Origin of the sequence: Pseudomonas sp. FG1 (genome assembly GCF_034313875.1) — a bacterium.
Taxonomy (GTDB): Bacteria; Pseudomonadota; Gammaproteobacteria; order Pseudomonadales; family Pseudomonadaceae; genus Aquipseudomonas; species Aquipseudomonas veronii.
Map to the genome: position 1 here is coordinate 2449884 of NZ_JAVIWP010000001.1, position 14962 is coordinate 2464845.

A 14962-nucleotide genomic window follows, 5' to 3' on the forward strand; every position below is an offset into this window, starting at 1 on the left:
ATCAGTTCACCGTGATGGCGCAGTCGAACGTCTCGGCCGGTTCGGCTTCCGGTTCCCAGGGTTGCTGGGAGGTCAGGCGCAAACGGCCCTGGCCGGCCGCAAAGGCCTGGAAGCGCCAGGTGGACTGGCCGCCGCCGCCGATCACGCCGGATTCTGTGCTGCTGTAGACCTCGGGCCCCAGGGCGCGCAGCACGCCGCCGGCGGAATCCTGGATGGCCCAGCGGTAGCCGGTGGTGGGGTTGCTTGGCAGGGTCAGGATCAGGTTTTGTCCGTTTTTGAGCTGGAGCGGGCAGGCGCTCTGTTTTTCCACGCTGACGTTTTGCTGCGGGGCACTGGCGCACGCAGCCAGCAGGGCAAGGCTCAAGGGGAGAAGCAGGCGGGCAGCGGTCATGAAGACTCCGTTGATGTGCGACGAAGGGCGAGCATAACCGAAGATGCGACAGGGTGTGACAAGAGGGCGGCGACGGACGCCATCGCGCGCAAGCCCGCTCCCACATCTTGGCCGCCTTCCAAAGGATGTACTCGGTCAAGTGTGGGAGCGGGCTTGCGCGCGATGACGCCCGCCCAAGCGCTAAAGGACGATCAGAACAGCACCTTGGCCACGTCCGCAAAGCGCTTGGCGAAGTGGACGGTCATTCCTTCCTTCAGATACTCCGGCAATTCCTCAAAGCTGCCGCGATTCGGCTCCGGCAAGATCAGCTCGTGAATCTTCTGGCGCCGCGCCGCGATCACCTTCTCACGCACCCCGCCAATCGGCAGGACATGCCCGGTCAGCGTCAGCTCGCCGGTCATGGCCACGCCTTTCTTCGGTGGCTGGTTGCGTGCCAGCGACAACAGCGCACTGGCCATGGTCACGCCAGCGCTGGGGCCGTCCTTCGGCGTGGCGCCTTCGGGGACGTGCAGGTGGACGAAGGCTTCATCGAAGAACTTCGGATCACCGCCAAACGATTTCAGGTTGGAGCTGACGTAGCTGTAGGCGATTTCAGCGGATTCTTTCATCACCTCACCCAACTGCCCGGTGAGCTTGAAGCCGCGGTTGAGCGTGTGGATGCGGGTCGCCTCGATCGGCAGGGTCGCGCCGCCCATGCTGGTCCAGGCCAGGCCGGTGATCACGCCGACGCCAGACAGCACTTGTTCGTTGCGGAACACCGGGATGCCCAGGGAGCTTTCCAGGTCCTTGGTGCCGATCTTGATCACCGCGTCCGGCTCATCCAGCAGCTTGACCACCGCCTTGCGTACCAGCTTGCCCAGTTGTTTCTCCAACTGGCGCACCCCGGCTTCGCGGGCGTAGCCGTCGATCAATGCGCGCAGGGCGCCGTCGCTGATGGTCAGGCTGTTTTTCGACACGCCGGCTTTTTCCAGCTGCTTAGGCCACAGGTGGCGCTTGGCGATGGCGACTTTCTCTTCGGTGATATAGCCCGACAGGCGAATCACTTCCATGCGGTCCAGCAGGGGGCCGGGGATCGAGTCGAGGGTGTTGGCGGTACACACGAACAGCACTTTCGACAGGTCCAGGCGCAGGTCCAGGTAGTGATCGAGGAATTCGACGTTCTGTTCCGGGTCGAGGGTTTCCAGCAGCGCCGAAGCCGGGTCGCCCTGGAAGCTCTGGCCCATCTTGTCGATCTCGTCGAGCATGATCACCGGGTTCATCACTTCCACATCTTTGAGCGCCTGCACCAGCTTGCCGGGCAGGGCGCCGATGTAGGTGCGGCGATGGCCCTTGATCTCGGCCTCGTCGCGCATGCCGCCGACGCTGAAGCGATAGAACGGCCGCCCGAGGGATTCGGCAATCGATTTACCCACGCTGGTCTTGCCCACGCCCGGCGGGCCGACCAGCAGCACGATGGAACCGGCGACTTCGCCTTTATAAGCGCCCACCGCGAGGAATTCGAGGATACGACTCTTGATGTCGTCCAGCCCGGCATGGTGTTTGTCCAGGACCTTGCGCGCATGTTTCAGGTCGAGCTTGTCCTTGCCGTACACGCCCCACGGCACCGAGGTTGCCCAGTCCAGGTAGTTGCGCGTCACCGCGTATTCCGGCGAACCGGTTTCGAGGATCGACAGTTTGTTCAGTTCTTCATCGATGCGTTTCTGCGCCTGGGCTGGCAGCACTTTGCCTTCCAGGCGCTGTTCGAACTGTTCGACGTCGGCGCTGCGGTCGTCCTTGGTCAGGCCCAGCTCCTGCTGGATGACCTTGAGCTGTTCCTTGAGGAAGAATTCGCGCTGGTGCTCGCCGATCTTGCGGTTCACCTCGGCGGAGAGTTCTTTTTGCAGGCGCGCGACTTCAACTTCCTTGCGCAGCATCGGCAGGACTTTTTCCATGCGTTTGAGCATGGGCACGCAGTCCAGCACTTCCTGCAACTCATTGCCGGTGGCGGAGGTGAGGGCGGCGGCGAAGTCGGTCAGCGGCGACGGGTCGTTGGGGCTGAAGCGGTTGAGGTAGTTCTTCAACTCTTCGCTGTACAGCGGGTTGAGCGGCAGCAGTTCCTTGATCGCATTGATCAGCGCCATGCCGTAGGCCTTGACCTCATCGGTCGGCTCGGTCGGCTGGTGCGGGTATTCGACTTCCACCAGGTACGGTGGGCGATGGTGCTTGAGCCAGGTGCGAATCCGCACGCGGGTCAGGCCCTGGGCGACGAATTGCAGTTTGCCGTTTTCGCGGCTGGCGTGGTGGACCTTGACCAGGGTGCCGTACAGCGGCAGCGCGGAGGTGTCGAAATGCCGCGGGTCTTCGGGCGGCGTGTCCATGAAGAACAGGGCCAGGGAGTGATGGTCGGATTTGCTCACCAACTCCAGGGTTTCGGCCCACGGCTCTTCATTGACGATCACCGGCAACACTTGCGCCGGGAAGAACGGTCGATTGTGAATCGGGATGATGTAGACCTTGTCCGGCAGGTTCTGCCCAGGCAGGGCCAGGCCGGTATTGGACGAGTGAACCTCGGCGTTTTCAGGGTCGGCGTATTCGTTGGCGTCGTAATCGGGGGTATCTTGCTGGTCGCTCATGGGGCACCTGCATCAGGAAGTATGCAAGTTAGATGGGGCGGGCCAGCGGCGGTTTCAATGGCGGGGGCTAGATAGCAACATATTGCATGAAATTACTGCAGAGACCCGGTCAAGGTGGGAGGGGGCTTGCTCCCACAAGGTTAACCGCATGCCGTCAGCTGATTTTGTGCAGGTAGGCGGGCAGGGGCTGTTCCGGCAACACCGACAACACCTTCAACCGCTGCAACATCCGCTGCCGCGCCCGTTGCAGGTGCTCGCGCAGGTTCAACGCCGCCGCATCGAACGCGCCGTGCAGCAACAATTCAAGGATCAAGCGGTGTTCGGCGAGCATCGCCGGGTCGGCGCCGATCCCCAGCAAGCGATAGAAAATCCGACTGATGATCATCGGGCTCTGGCCCTGGCGGATCAGCGCGGCGATCTTGCGGTTCTGCAGGCCGGCCAGGCAGCGTTGGTGCAAGTCTTCTTCGATCTGCTCGATGGCTTCGAGGCTGCATTGCGGGCTGTCCTGGGCGTCGAGCACGCGTTGCAACATGGCTTCGAGCAGCGCGCGGTCAAGGTTCGGCGCGCTCTGGCGCAGCGCCTCGGGCTCCAGGCAGGCGCGCAGTTCGTAGTCTTCGGTGACTTCCCGCGCCGTCAACGGCCCGGCCAGCCATTGGGAATAGGGTTCTTTTTCCACCAGGCCACGGTCGCGCAGGCGCATCAGCGCTTCACGCACCACTGCGCGGCTGACGCCATAGTGGTCGGCGGCGGCTTGCTCATCCAAGCGGTAATGGCCAAAGGCTATGCAGGTGGACAGCGCCGCGCCGATTTCCTCGACGATCCGCTCGCCCAACGGCCGTGTATCCACCAACTCGTCCTCGTCGTTCAGGCCCAGGTGCGCAGCGCTCAGCGGCAGGCGCAGCGGTTCCATGGCCACGCCCTCGGGGTTGATCAGGTAACCGCGCCCGTTGAAACGGCAGATCAACCCTTCGGCATGCAGCAGGTCCAGCGCCTTGCGCACCGGCACGCGGCTGGTGCCGAACAATTCGGCCAGCGGCGCTTCGAGCAGGACCAAGCCGTGGCGGGCGGTGCCGTTGACGATCGCGTCACGCAAAAGCTGGTGAATCATCGCGTAACGGGAGGCCGAGGCGGACACTGCTTTCATCGTGTTCTCTGAGGTAAAGAGGTCTGGTGTATGTAGGACGAAGCCGGGGATTCTCTCATAGATGCGCCTGTCACTCCGCGCCACGTCGGTGGCACTTTTTTGGGGCCTTGAATCTAGGACTGTTACTTTTCTGCACTAAAATGTACTTATTAATAAAAGATACATTATTGACTTGGGCGTGCGTTGCAGAGTCCGCGCCAGGTTTTTTTGCTTCCTACAAAACCATCTAGCCCGGCGCTCTGGTCGATAAAGCGCAATCGCCGGAAAGACCATCGACACAGACTGGCACGAAAGCTGCCTTTATTAAATGTACATTTTATTAATATATACGTTTTATGAGGGTCAACCTGATGTCAGACGCCACTTCAATGGCCGAGGATTTCGCCAGCGGTCGCAGCGACCCGGTGCAAGCCCTCGAACAGGCGCTCGACCACGCGAGCCGCGCGGCCGCGGTGTTTATCACCCTGACCGCCGACCGCGCCCGCCGCGAAGCCGAAGCCGCCGCCGCCCGGTGGCGCGCCGGCCAGCCCTTGAGTGTGTTCGACGGCGTGCCCCTGGCCTGGAAAGACCTGTTCGACGTGGCCGGCAGCATCACCACCGCTGGCGCCGCCTACCGCCGCGACGCGCCCGCCGCCTTGCTCGATGCGCCGAGCGTGGGCCTGTTGTGCCGCGCCGGGATGGTCAGCGTGGGCAAGACCAACCTCAGCGAGCTGGCCTATTCCGGTCTTGGCCTGAACCCGCATTTCGGCACGCCGCACAACCCCCATGGGCGCGACCAGCCGCGGATTCCCGGCGGTTCGTCGTCCGGTTCGGCGGTGGCCGTCGCCGCCGGCATCGTGCCCATCGCCATGGGCACCGACACCGCTGGTTCGATCCGCATCCCCGCCGCCTTCAACGGCCTGGTCGGTTACCGCAGCAGCAGTCGGCGCTACAGCCGCGACGGTGTGTTCCCGCTGGCCCGCACCCTCGACAGCCTCGGCCCGCTGACCCGCAGCGTGCGCGATGTGCTGGCTATCGACGACCTGCTCAACGGCCGCCGGCAAACCCATCGCGCCCGCAGCCTCAAGGGCCTGCGCCTGGTGCTTGAGCAACGCCTGCTGGATGACGTGCAACCGGCGGTGCGCAACAACCTGCTGCGCGCCGTCGAGCAACTCAACGCCGCCGGCGCGCTGATCGACGTGCGCCCGTGCGCCACCTTCCAGGCCACCCTGGAACTGATCCAGCAGCAAGGCTGGCTCGGCGCGTTCGAAGCCTTCGCCCTGCACGAAGCGCTGCTCGACAGCCCCGACGCCACTCGGCTCGACCCGCGTGTCCGGCGCCGCCTCGAAGCGGCGCGGTCGCTGCCGGCCAGCCGCCTGATCCAACTGATCGACGCGCGTCGCCGCCTGCAACAGCAACTGGTCGACGAGCTCGACGGCGCCCTGTTGATCACCCCGACCGTCGCCCATGTCGCCCCGGCGCTGGCAGCGCTGGAAGTCGACGACGAACGCTTTGCAAGCACCAACCTCGCCACCCTGCGCCTGACCATGCCCGGCAGTTTGCTCGACATGCCCGGCGTCACCTTGCCCAGCGGCTGCGACGCCCTGGGCTTGCCCACCGGGCTGCTGCTCAGCGCCCCGACGGGGGAAGACGCACGCCTGTTGCGGGCGGCGCTGTCCGTCGAATCCCAACTGACTATCTAAGGAGACACCCCCATGGCTAAAGACATCCTCTGTGCATTCGGCGTCGACGTTGACGCCGTCGCCGGCTGGCTCGGTTCCTACGGCGGCGAAGACTCGCCCGACGACATTTCCCGCGGCCTGTTCGCCGGTGAAATCGGCACGCCGCGCCTGCTCAAACTGTTCGAGCGCTACGGCCTGCGCACCACCTGGTTCATCCCCGGCCACTCGATGGAAACTTTTCCCGCGCAGATGAAGGCGGTGGCCGACGCCGGTCACGAAATCGGTGTACACGGCTACAGCCACGAAAACCCGATCGCGATGACCGCCGAGCAGGAAGAAATCGTGCTCGACAAGTCCATCGAACTGATCACCCAAGTGACGGGCAAACGTCCGACTGGCTACGTCGCACCGTGGTGGGAATTCAGCAAGGTCACCAACGAGCTGCTGCTGAAAAAAGGCATCAAGTACGACCACAGCCTGATGCACAACGACTTCCACCCCTACTACGTGCGCAAGGGCGACAGCTGGACCAAGATCGACTACAGCCAGCACCCCGACACCTGGATGAAACCCCTGGTGCGCGGCGAAGAAACCGACCTGGTGGAGATCCCGGCCAACTGGTACCTCGACGACCTGCCGCCGATGATGTTCATCAAAAAGGCGCCCAACAGCCACGGCTTCGTCAACCCGCGTCACCTCGAAGAAATGTGGCGCGACCAGTTCGACTGGGTCTACCGCGAACACGAACACGCGGTGTTCACCATGACCATCCACCCCGACGTGTCCGGCCGCCCGCAAGTGCTGCTGATGCTCGAACGCTTGATCGAACACATCCAGAGCCATGCCGGCGTGCGCTTCGTCACCTTCGACGAAATCGCCGATGACTTTATCCGTCGGCAACCGCGTACCTGATCCCCAGCCCTTGTAGGAGCGAGCTTGCTCGCGAAAAACCGGAGAACGCCGCGTGCATCCAGGATGCCCGCGTCATCGTTGATGATTTTCGCGAGCAAGCTCGCTCCTACAAGATGGGTTCAAACCGCGTAGCTGACCCCCACCTTTGAGGCGCGATTCATGTCCATCTACAACAAGCTTGACCTGACTGGCTGGAAACCCCGGCAACTGACGTCCCAGGAAGTGCGCTTCGCCACCTGGATCGCGTTTTTCGCCTGGGTGTTTGCGGTGTACGACTTCATCCTGTTCGGCACGTTGCTGCCGGAGATCGGCCGGCACTTCGGCTGGGGCGAGGTGGAGCAAGCTGAAATCGCAACCTGGGTGGCGGTGGGCACAGCGGTGGTGGCATTTGCCATTGGCCCCGTCGTCGACAAGTTGGGGCGACGCAAAGGGATCATCTTCACCGTGGCCGGTTCCGCAGTGTGCTCGGCGCTGACCGCGATCGGTGGGGCGTGGGGCAAGTCGCCGCTGATTCTGATCCGTTCGTTGGGCGGTCTGGGCTATGCCGAGGAAACCGTCAACGCCACGTATTTGAGCGAGCTGTATGGCGCCTCGGAAGACCCCCGACTGACCAAGCGTCGCGGGTTTATCTACAGCCTGGTGCAGGGCGGCTGGCCGGTCGGTGCATTGATTGCCGCCGGTTTGACCGCGCTGTTGCTGCCGATCATCGGCTGGCAGGGGTGCTTCATTTTTGCTGCGATCCCGGCCATCGTGATTGCGATCATGGCGCGCAAGCTCAAGGAGAGCCCGCAGTTCCAAATCCACCAGCGCATCAGCGAGCTGCGTAAAAGCGGCGCGGTGAGTGAAGCGCAAAACGTTGCCGTGACCTATGGCGTGGACTACGACGAGCACAGCAAAGCCGGCCTCAAAGCCGCCTTCCGAGGCCCGGCCCGCCGCGCCACCCTGGTGATCGGCGCCGCGCTGTTGCTCAACTGGGCGGCGATCCAGGTGTTCAGCGTGCTTGGCACGTCGGTGATCGTCAGCGTTCACCACATCTCGTTCGAGAACTCACTGATCATCCTCGTGCTGTCGAACCTGGTGGGTTACTGCGGTTACCTCAGCCACGGCTGGATGGGCGACAAGATCGGCCGTCGCAATGTCATCGGCCTGGGCTGGATGCTCGGCGGGCTGTCGTTCGCCGGGATGCTGTTCGGCCCGAGCAACATGGCGATGGTGGTCGGGCTGTACAGCCTGGGCCTGTTCTTCCTGATCGGGCCGTATTCGGCGGCGTTGTTTTTTATCAGCGAAAGTTTCCCCACCAGCATCCGCGCCACCGGCGGCGCGATCATCCATGCCATGGGCCCGATCGGTGCGGTGGTCGCGGGGTTCGGCGCGACGCAAGTGTTGTCCGCCGGCAGCGACTGGCAGACCGCCGCCCTGTGGTTCGGCGCCGTGCCGTGCTTTTTGTCCGGCGTGCTGATGTTCGCCGCACGCCATGTGCGCCCGGAAACCGTGCAGTAAGGAGTGTTCGATGAACCGTAAAGTTGCCTTGATTACCGGTGCCGCCAGCGGCATTGGCCAAGCCCTCGCCGTGGCCTATGCGCGTTGCGGCGTGGCCGTGGTGGGCGGGTATTACCCGGCCGATCCCCATGACCCGCGCACCACCGTGTCCTTGGTGGAGCAAGCGGGCGGCGAGTGCCTGATGCTGCCGCTGGACGTCGGCGACAGCGCCTCGGTGGACGCCTTGGCGGCCCAGGCCGTGCAGCATTTTGGCCGCCTCGATTACGCGGTGGCCAATGCCGGTCTGCTGCGTCGGGCGCCGCTGCTGGAAATGACCGATCAGGTGTGGGACGAAATGCTCAATGTCGACCTGACCGGGGTGATGCGTACCTTCCGCGCAGCGACCCGGCATATGCCCGCAGGCGGTGCGCTGGTGGCGATTTCGTCGATTGCCGGCGGCGTATATGGCTGGCAGGAACACAGCCATTACGCGGCGGCCAAGGCCGGTGTGCCGGGGTTGTGCCGCTCGCTGGCGGTGGAGCTGGCGCCGTTGGGGATTCGCTGCAATGCGGTGATCCCGGGCTTGATCGAGACGCCGCAATCGCTGGATGCGCAGAACTCCCTCGGGCCGCAAGGCCTGGCCAAGGCGGCGCGGGCGATTCCGCTGGGCCGGGTGGGCAGGGCGGATGAAGTGGCGTCGCTGGTGCAGTTTTTGACCAGTGACGCGTCGAGCTATCTGACCGGGCAAAGCATCGTCATCGACGGTGGCCTGACCGTGCGCTGGCCCGACTGACCCCACCTGGGTACTGTGTTTTTTCAGGAGTTTGTGTATGCCCCAACTGACTAACCGCCGCGCCGTGATCACCGGCGCCGGCAGCGGCATCGGTGCCGCCATCGCCCGTGCCTATGCCGCTGAAGGCGCGCGCCTGCTGCTGGCCGACCGCAATGCCGTCAGCCTCGCCGAAACCGCCGTCACCTGCCGCAACCTCGGCGCGCAAGTGTTCGAGTGCCTGGCCGATGTCGGCACCGTCGAAGGCGCCCAGGCCAGTGTCGACCGTTGCGTCGAACATTTCGGCGGCATCGATATCCTGGTCAACAACGCTGGCATGCTCACCCAGGCGCGTTGCGTCGACCTTACGATCGAAATGTGGAACGACATGCTGCGCGTCGACCTCACCAGCGTCTTCGTCGCCAGCCAGCGCGCCTTGCCGCACATGCTGGCGCAGGGCTGGGGACGGATCATCAACGTCGCCTCGCAACTGGGGATCAAGGGCGGCGCCGAGCTGACCCACTACGCCGCGGCCAAGGCCGGGGTGATTGGCTTTACCAAATCCCTGGCGCTGGAAGTCGCCAAGGACAACGTGCTGGTCAACGCCATCGCGCCGGGGCCCATCGAAACGCCGCTGGTGGGCGGCATCAGCGACACCTGGAAGCGCGCCAAGGCCGCCGAACTGCCCCTGGGCCGCTTCGGCCTGGCCGACGAAGTGGCGCCGACCGCTGTGCTGCTGGCCAGCGAGCCGGGCGGCAACCTGTTCGTCGGCCAGACCCTGGGCCCGAACTCCGGCGATGTCATGCCATGAACGGGGTATAGCCATGTGCGGACTCTGCGGGCTGCTCGGCGAAGACCTGCACTGGAGCGACCCCCTGGGCGACGAGTTGCCCCGGCGCCGCGAACGCCTGCGCCGGATCGCCGCGATCAACCAGGTGCTGGCGGTGTTCCGGCTCAAGGTCGAAGACTTCCAGGGCGCGTCGTACCTGCTGCTCGGCGCGACCGGAAAGCAGGCGTTGGCCAGTGGCCTGGATCAACTCTGGCAAGCGGCCGAAACCATGCTCGGGCGCCAGCTGGATCCCCTCGACCCGCAACTACTCGATCACTTGGAATGCCCCTTGTAGGAGCGAGCTTGCTCGCGAAAAGCCCGAGAGCGCCGCGTGCATCCAGGATGCCCGCGTCATCGTTGATGATTTTCGCGAGCAAGCTCGCTCCTACAGGGGGCGGAGGTAACATATGAGTCTTGCCCTCAACGTCATCACCGGCTTCCTCGGCAGCGGCAAGACCAGCTTGCTCACGCGCCTGCTGCAGGGCGAAAGCCTCGGCGACACGGCGCTGCTGATCAATGAGTTCGGCGACGTCGGCATCGACCACCTGCTGGTGCAAGAGGTGGCGCCGGACACGGTGCTGCTGCCCGGCGGCTGCGTGTGCTGCTCGATTCGCGGCGAACTCAAAGACGCATTGCTCAGCCTGTTGCAACGCCGCGAGCGCGGCGAGATCCCGGCCTTCAAGCGGGTGATCCTGGAAACCACCGGCCTGGCCGACCCGGCGCCGATCCTCGCGACCCTCAACAACGACGTGCAACTGCGCGGGCGTGTTCATATCGGCCTGGTCATCACCCTGGTCGACGCCAGCCACGCGGCCCTGCAGGAACGCCTGCACCCGGAATGGCTGGCCCAGGTGGCGGCGGCGGATCGCTTGCTGCTGAGCAAGACCGACCTTGTGGACGACTGCGCGCCGCTGCGCCTGCACCTGCAGGCGCTGAACGCGGGCACGCCGATCCTTGATAGCCGCGACATCCACAGCGGCGATCAACTGCTGCTCGGCGCAGGTCTGCGCAGCGCCGAACCGGCCGCCGAAGTCAGGCGCTGGCAACTGCACCGGACCACCACCGCCCGCCACGGCGCCGCGCAAGTCTGCTGCCTGAGCTTCGACCGGCCGCTGGATTGGGTCGGTTTCGGAGTGTGGTTGTCGATGCTGTTAAGATGCCATGGCGAACGAATCCTTCGCGTCAAAGGACTGCTCAACGTGAACGCAAGCTCGGCCCCCATCGTCATTCATGGTGTGCAGCACTGCCTGCATGCGCCGGTCCACCTGCCAGCGTGGCCGGGCAGCGACCGCCAATCGCGCCTGGTGTTTATCCTGCGCGGCCTCGACCCGGTGCTGCTGCGCCGCTCGTTTGAGGCGTTTTCACGGCGGTTCGCGGCATGATCACCTTAAGAGTCCTCGGTACGTCGGTGACCTTGCTCGAATGCTTGCGCGTGCGGGCCGAACAGGAACTGGGCATTCGCCTGGTGTACCAGGTGCATGACGTCGAACAGGCCCAGCGCATCGCCGTGATGCAGCCCGACAGCTACGACCTGTACGACCAGTGGTTCCACAACGTCGACTTCGTGTGGCCCGCCCGCGCGATCCAACCCATCGACACGCGGCGTATCGCCTTGTGGCATGAGATCAACGACCTGCCCAAGCGCGGTCGCCTGTCGCCCAGCGACCGCCTGGGCAGTGGCAGCGTGCCCAGCGAGCGGTTGTTTGTGCAGCACGATGGCAGCCTCGGCAGCACGGTCACCGAACGCATCAGCATGTTGCCGCTGACCCACAACGCCGACAGCTTCGCCTACCGCCCCGAGCGCCTGCCCGAGGCGTTCAGCCGCAGCAACGAAAGCTGGGGCTGGCTGCTCGACCCGCTGTTGCGCGCGCGCACCGCGCTGCAAAGTGACGCGGCCATCGGCGCGCTCGATGCCGCGTTGGCGGTGCAGGGCGCCGGGCTGGCGAGGTTCAGGGACATCGGCAACATGAGCATCGAAGAGATCGACGTGCTCGCCGATATCCTGGTGCGCAAGCAGAAGGAAGGGCACTTCGCGGCGTTCTGGTCCGACGATGAAGAAGCCGCGCAATTGATGCTCAGCCCGAACATCGATATCCAGAGCCTGTGGTCGCCGACCCTGATGCGCCTGCATCGCGCCGGGGTGAAGTACCGCCTGGCAGTGCCGCGTGAAGGCTATCGCGCCTGGTTCGGCGGCCTGTCGTTGTCGCGCCATGCCCAGGGCCCGGTGCTCGACGCGGCTTATGCGTACCTCAATTGGTGGTTGTCCGGCTGGCCGGGCGCGGTGATGGCACGCCAGGGTTACTACATCGGCAACCCGGCACGCAGCCGCGATCACTTGACCAGCGCCGAATGGGACTACTGGTACGCCGGCAAGCCCGCGCGCGAAGAGTTACCGGGCAGCGACGGCCTGCCGCTGATCGATATCGGCGAAGTGCGCGACGGCGGCTCCTATGAACAGCGCATGGGGCATATCGCGGTGTGGAACTCGGTGATGGATGAACACAACTACCTGGTGCGGCGCTGGGGGGATTTCATGCGCGCGCGAGGCTGATGCCAACCAAAAAAGGCGGCTACCTGTGAGGGTAGCCGCCTTTGTTTTGCTGCAGGGTTTGCTTAATCCGGCAGTTTGAACGCCATCACATAGTCACCCTGCTTGGTGCCCAGGGAGCCGTGACCGCCGGCCACGACCAGCACGTATTGCTTGCCGTCCTTGCCGGTGTAGGTCATCGGTGTGGTTTGCGCACCGGCTGGCAGGCGACCTTCCCACAGTTGCTTGCCGTTTTTCACGTCATAGGCACGCAGGTACTGGTCGAGGGTGCCGCTGAGGAAGGACACGCCACCGGCCGTGGTGAAAGTGCCGCCCAGGCTAGGCACGCCCATGGTCAGCGGGACCGGAACTGGCGAGCTGTCGCGCACGGTGCCGTTCTTGTGCATCCAGATGGTTTTGTGGGTGGTCAGGTCGACCGCCGCCACATAACCCCACGCCGGCGCCTGGCACGGCAGGCCCATCGGCGACAGCATCGCTTCGAGGATCACGCCGTAGGGCGCGCCTTTGTTCGGCTGCACGCCTTGGGTTTCGCTGATGCGCGGGCCTTGCTTGGCAATGTCGGCGGCCGGGATCAGTTTCGATTTGAACGCCATGTAGCTCGGGTTCACGAACGCGATCTGGCGCACCGGGTCGACGGAAATGCCACCCCAGTCGAACACGCCGAAGTTACCCGGATAAACGATGGAACCTTGCAGCGACGGCGGGGTGAACGCACCGTCGTAGCGCATGGATTTGAAATCGATGCGGCACAGCATCTGGTCGAACGGGGTCACGCCCCACATGTCGCGCTCTTTGAGCGGCGGTGGCATGAAGTTCAGATCAGACTTCGGTTGCGTCGGCGCGGTGTGATCGCCCGCGACTGCGCCTTGCGGCACGGCCACTTCGTGGATCGGCACCACCGGTTGGCCGGTGGCGCGGTCCAGCACGTAGATGCTGCCTTGTTTGGTCGACGCCATCACCGCTTGTTTCACGCCGGCTTCGGTCTTGATGTCGATCAGCGAAGGCTGGCCGCCCACGTCCATGTCCCACAGGTCATGGTGGGTGAACTGGAAGGTCCACTTCACGTGGCCGCTGTCGATGTCCAGGGCGGTCAGGCCGGCGCTGTATTTTTCCGAGTCTTCGGTACGGTCGCCGCCGTATTGGTCGGGCATCTGGTTGCCCATCGGCAGGTAGAGCATGCCGAGTTTTTCATCCACAGAGAACATGGACCACATGTTCGGCGAGTTGCGGGTGTAGGTCTTGCCTTCGGTCAACGGGGTGGTGTCGTCCGGGTTGCCGCTGTCCCAGTTCCACACCAGCTTGCCGGTGTGGACGTCGAACGCGCGGATCACGCCGCTGGGCTCGTCGGTGGAGACGTTATCGGTGACGTGACCGCCGATCACCACCAGGTTTTTGGTCACCGCCGGTGGCGAAGTGGAGTAGTAACCGCCTGGGGCGAAGCTGCCGATATTGGCACGCAGGTCGACCTGGCCTTTGTCGCCGAAGTCTTCGCACATCTTGCCGGTGTCGGCGTTCAGGGCGATCAGGCGGGTGTCGGCGGTCGGCACGAAGATGCGTTTCGGGCAGGCGTTCGGCGCGGCAGCCGGGCTGGCGCTGCCGGTCGGGCTCTGTTCGGAGGCGTAGGCGGCGTCATCGTGATACGACACGCCACGGCAGGTCATGTGCGCCCAACCCTTGAAGTTTGCGGCACCTTCGGTGCTGATCTTCGGGTCGAAACGCCAGATTTCCTTGCCGGTATCCGGGTCCAGGGCAATCACCTGGCTGTGCGGGGTACACACGTAGAGCATGCCGTTGACTTTCAGCGGGGTATTTTCCGCGGTGGTCTCGCCCGGGTCGTTCGGGCCTGGGATGTCGCCGGTGCGGTAGGTCCACGCTGGAACCAGTTTGTGGGCGTTTTCCGGGGTGATCTGCGCCAGGGGCGAGTAGCGATCGCCGTAGGCCGAACGGCCGTAGGAATTCCAGTCGCCATCGGCCTGGGTCGGCGCGGCGCTGGCCATGCCCGGTACTGCGTCGCGGTCCAGTTGGCCTTTGATTTCACCCGGGTGGGTGAATTGGCTGGCCACGGCGGCAGCGCCGGCCAGGACCACGGCCACGCTCAGCGCGCCGGTGCCCAGCGGTGCCGATTGGCCACGCAGCAACGGACGGCGAAACCATGGGAGCAGCATGACGATGCCCAGGGCGAACAGCAGTGCCAGGCGCGGTACCAACTGCCACCAGTCCAGGCCGACTTCCCACAGTGCCCACACGGTGCTGGCGAACAGTACCAGTGCGTATAGGCCCAGCGCGGCGCGGCGGGTGGCCAGCAGCAGAAGGCCGGTCAGGGTGATGCCGATGCCGGCCAGCAGGTAGTACAGCGACCCGCCGAGCAGGCTCAGCTTGATACCGCCGGCCAGTAAGGCCAGGCCCATGATCAGCAGCAAGACGCCTAGCAGCCTGGGCAGTAGGCGGCTTGGGCTTGAGGCACCATCAGTGCTCATAGTGTGTTTCTCCGTGACGTTGGAATTATGTGTCCCCGTGTGTCTTCACTGTAGATGACGATTTGGCACGGGCTTGGTTCAGCGTGAGTCGGTTTTTCCTGGGGATAGCGGGGGGTATCCACAGGGGGGTGATTTATTTT

The 14962-nt window shown here is 64.3% G+C and carries 12 protein-coding genes; 8 read left to right on the forward strand and 4 right to left on the reverse strand.

The window, feature by feature from the left end; all coding sequences use genetic code 11:
* Position 1: 1 nt before the first annotated feature.
* From RGV59_RS11320 to RGV59_RS11330, 3 genes are all read right to left on the reverse strand, one after another.
* Positions 2-391 carry a protease inhibitor I42 family protein gene (locus tag RGV59_RS11320; protein ID WP_017844552.1) on the reverse strand — a complete coding sequence of 130 codons (390 nt, stop codon included), beginning with the start codon at positions 389-391 and terminating at the stop codon, positions 2-4.
* 191 nt (positions 392-582) lie between these two features.
* Positions 583-3003, reverse strand: coding sequence for an endopeptidase La (lon, locus tag RGV59_RS11325; RefSeq protein WP_017844553.1), 2421 nt, complete (start codon positions 3001-3003; stop codon positions 583-585).
* Between the two features lie 154 nt (positions 3004-3157).
* Positions 3158-4147 (reverse strand): GntR family transcriptional regulator, encoded by a 990-nt coding sequence (locus RGV59_RS11330; RefSeq protein WP_046384581.1) that lies wholly within the window; start codon positions 4145-4147, stop codon positions 3158-3160.
* 350 nt (positions 4148-4497) lie between these two features.
* Here RGV59_RS11330 and RGV59_RS11335 point away from each other — a divergent pair, with 350 nt between their 5' ends.
* The 8 genes from RGV59_RS11335 (at position 4498) to RGV59_RS11375 (ending at position 12348) form a co-directional block, all read left to right on the forward strand.
* A complete protein-coding gene (locus RGV59_RS11335) occupies positions 4498-5829 on the forward strand; it encodes an amidase (protein ID WP_102617530.1) in 1332 nt (443 codons plus the stop codon).
* Positions 5830-5841: 12 nt separating this feature from the next.
* Positions 5842-6720 (forward strand): polysaccharide deacetylase family protein, encoded by an 879-nt coding sequence (locus RGV59_RS11340; RefSeq protein WP_046488589.1) that lies wholly within the window; start codon positions 5842-5844, stop codon positions 6718-6720.
* Positions 6721-6879: 159 nt separating this feature from the next.
* Positions 6880-8220: an MFS transporter gene (locus RGV59_RS11350; protein ID WP_017844557.1), complete on the forward strand. Its 1341-nt coding sequence runs from the start codon at positions 6880-6882 to the stop codon at positions 8218-8220.
* A 10-nt stretch (positions 8221-8230) separates the two neighbouring features.
* Positions 8231-8992 carry an SDR family NAD(P)-dependent oxidoreductase gene (locus tag RGV59_RS11355; RefSeq protein ID WP_017844558.1) on the forward strand — a complete coding sequence of 254 codons (762 nt, stop codon included), beginning with the start codon at positions 8231-8233 and terminating at the stop codon, positions 8990-8992.
* 37 nt (positions 8993-9029) lie between these two features.
* Positions 9030-9779, forward strand: coding sequence for an SDR family NAD(P)-dependent oxidoreductase (locus RGV59_RS11360; RefSeq protein ID WP_017844559.1), 750 nt, complete (start codon positions 9030-9032; stop codon positions 9777-9779).
* Positions 9780-9792: 13 nt separating this feature from the next.
* On the forward strand, positions 9793-10092 hold the full coding sequence (locus RGV59_RS11365) for a hypothetical protein (protein WP_017844560.1): 300 nt from the start codon (positions 9793-9795) through the stop codon (positions 10090-10092).
* A 112-nt stretch (positions 10093-10204) separates the two neighbouring features.
* On the forward strand, positions 10205-11179 hold the full coding sequence (locus RGV59_RS11370; protein WP_126586207.1) for a CobW family GTP-binding protein: 975 nt from the start codon (positions 10205-10207) through the stop codon (positions 11177-11179).
* On the forward strand, positions 11176-12348 hold the full coding sequence (locus tag RGV59_RS11375) for an ABC transporter substrate-binding protein (RefSeq protein ID WP_026139746.1): 1173 nt from the start codon (positions 11176-11178) through the stop codon (positions 12346-12348). The genes RGV59_RS11370 and RGV59_RS11375 overlap by 4 nt, the downstream gene beginning before the upstream one ends.
* 62 nt (positions 12349-12410) lie before the next feature.
* On the opposite strand, the gene RGV59_RS11380 is transcribed toward RGV59_RS11375, so the two are convergent.
* The gene (locus RGV59_RS11380) at positions 12411-14822 is read right to left on the reverse strand and encodes a glucose/quinate/shikimate family membrane-bound PQQ-dependent dehydrogenase (protein ID WP_126586209.1); all 2412 of its coding nucleotides are present in this window, start codon (positions 14820-14822) and stop codon (positions 12411-12413) included.
* Positions 14823-14962 lie beyond the last annotated feature (140 nt).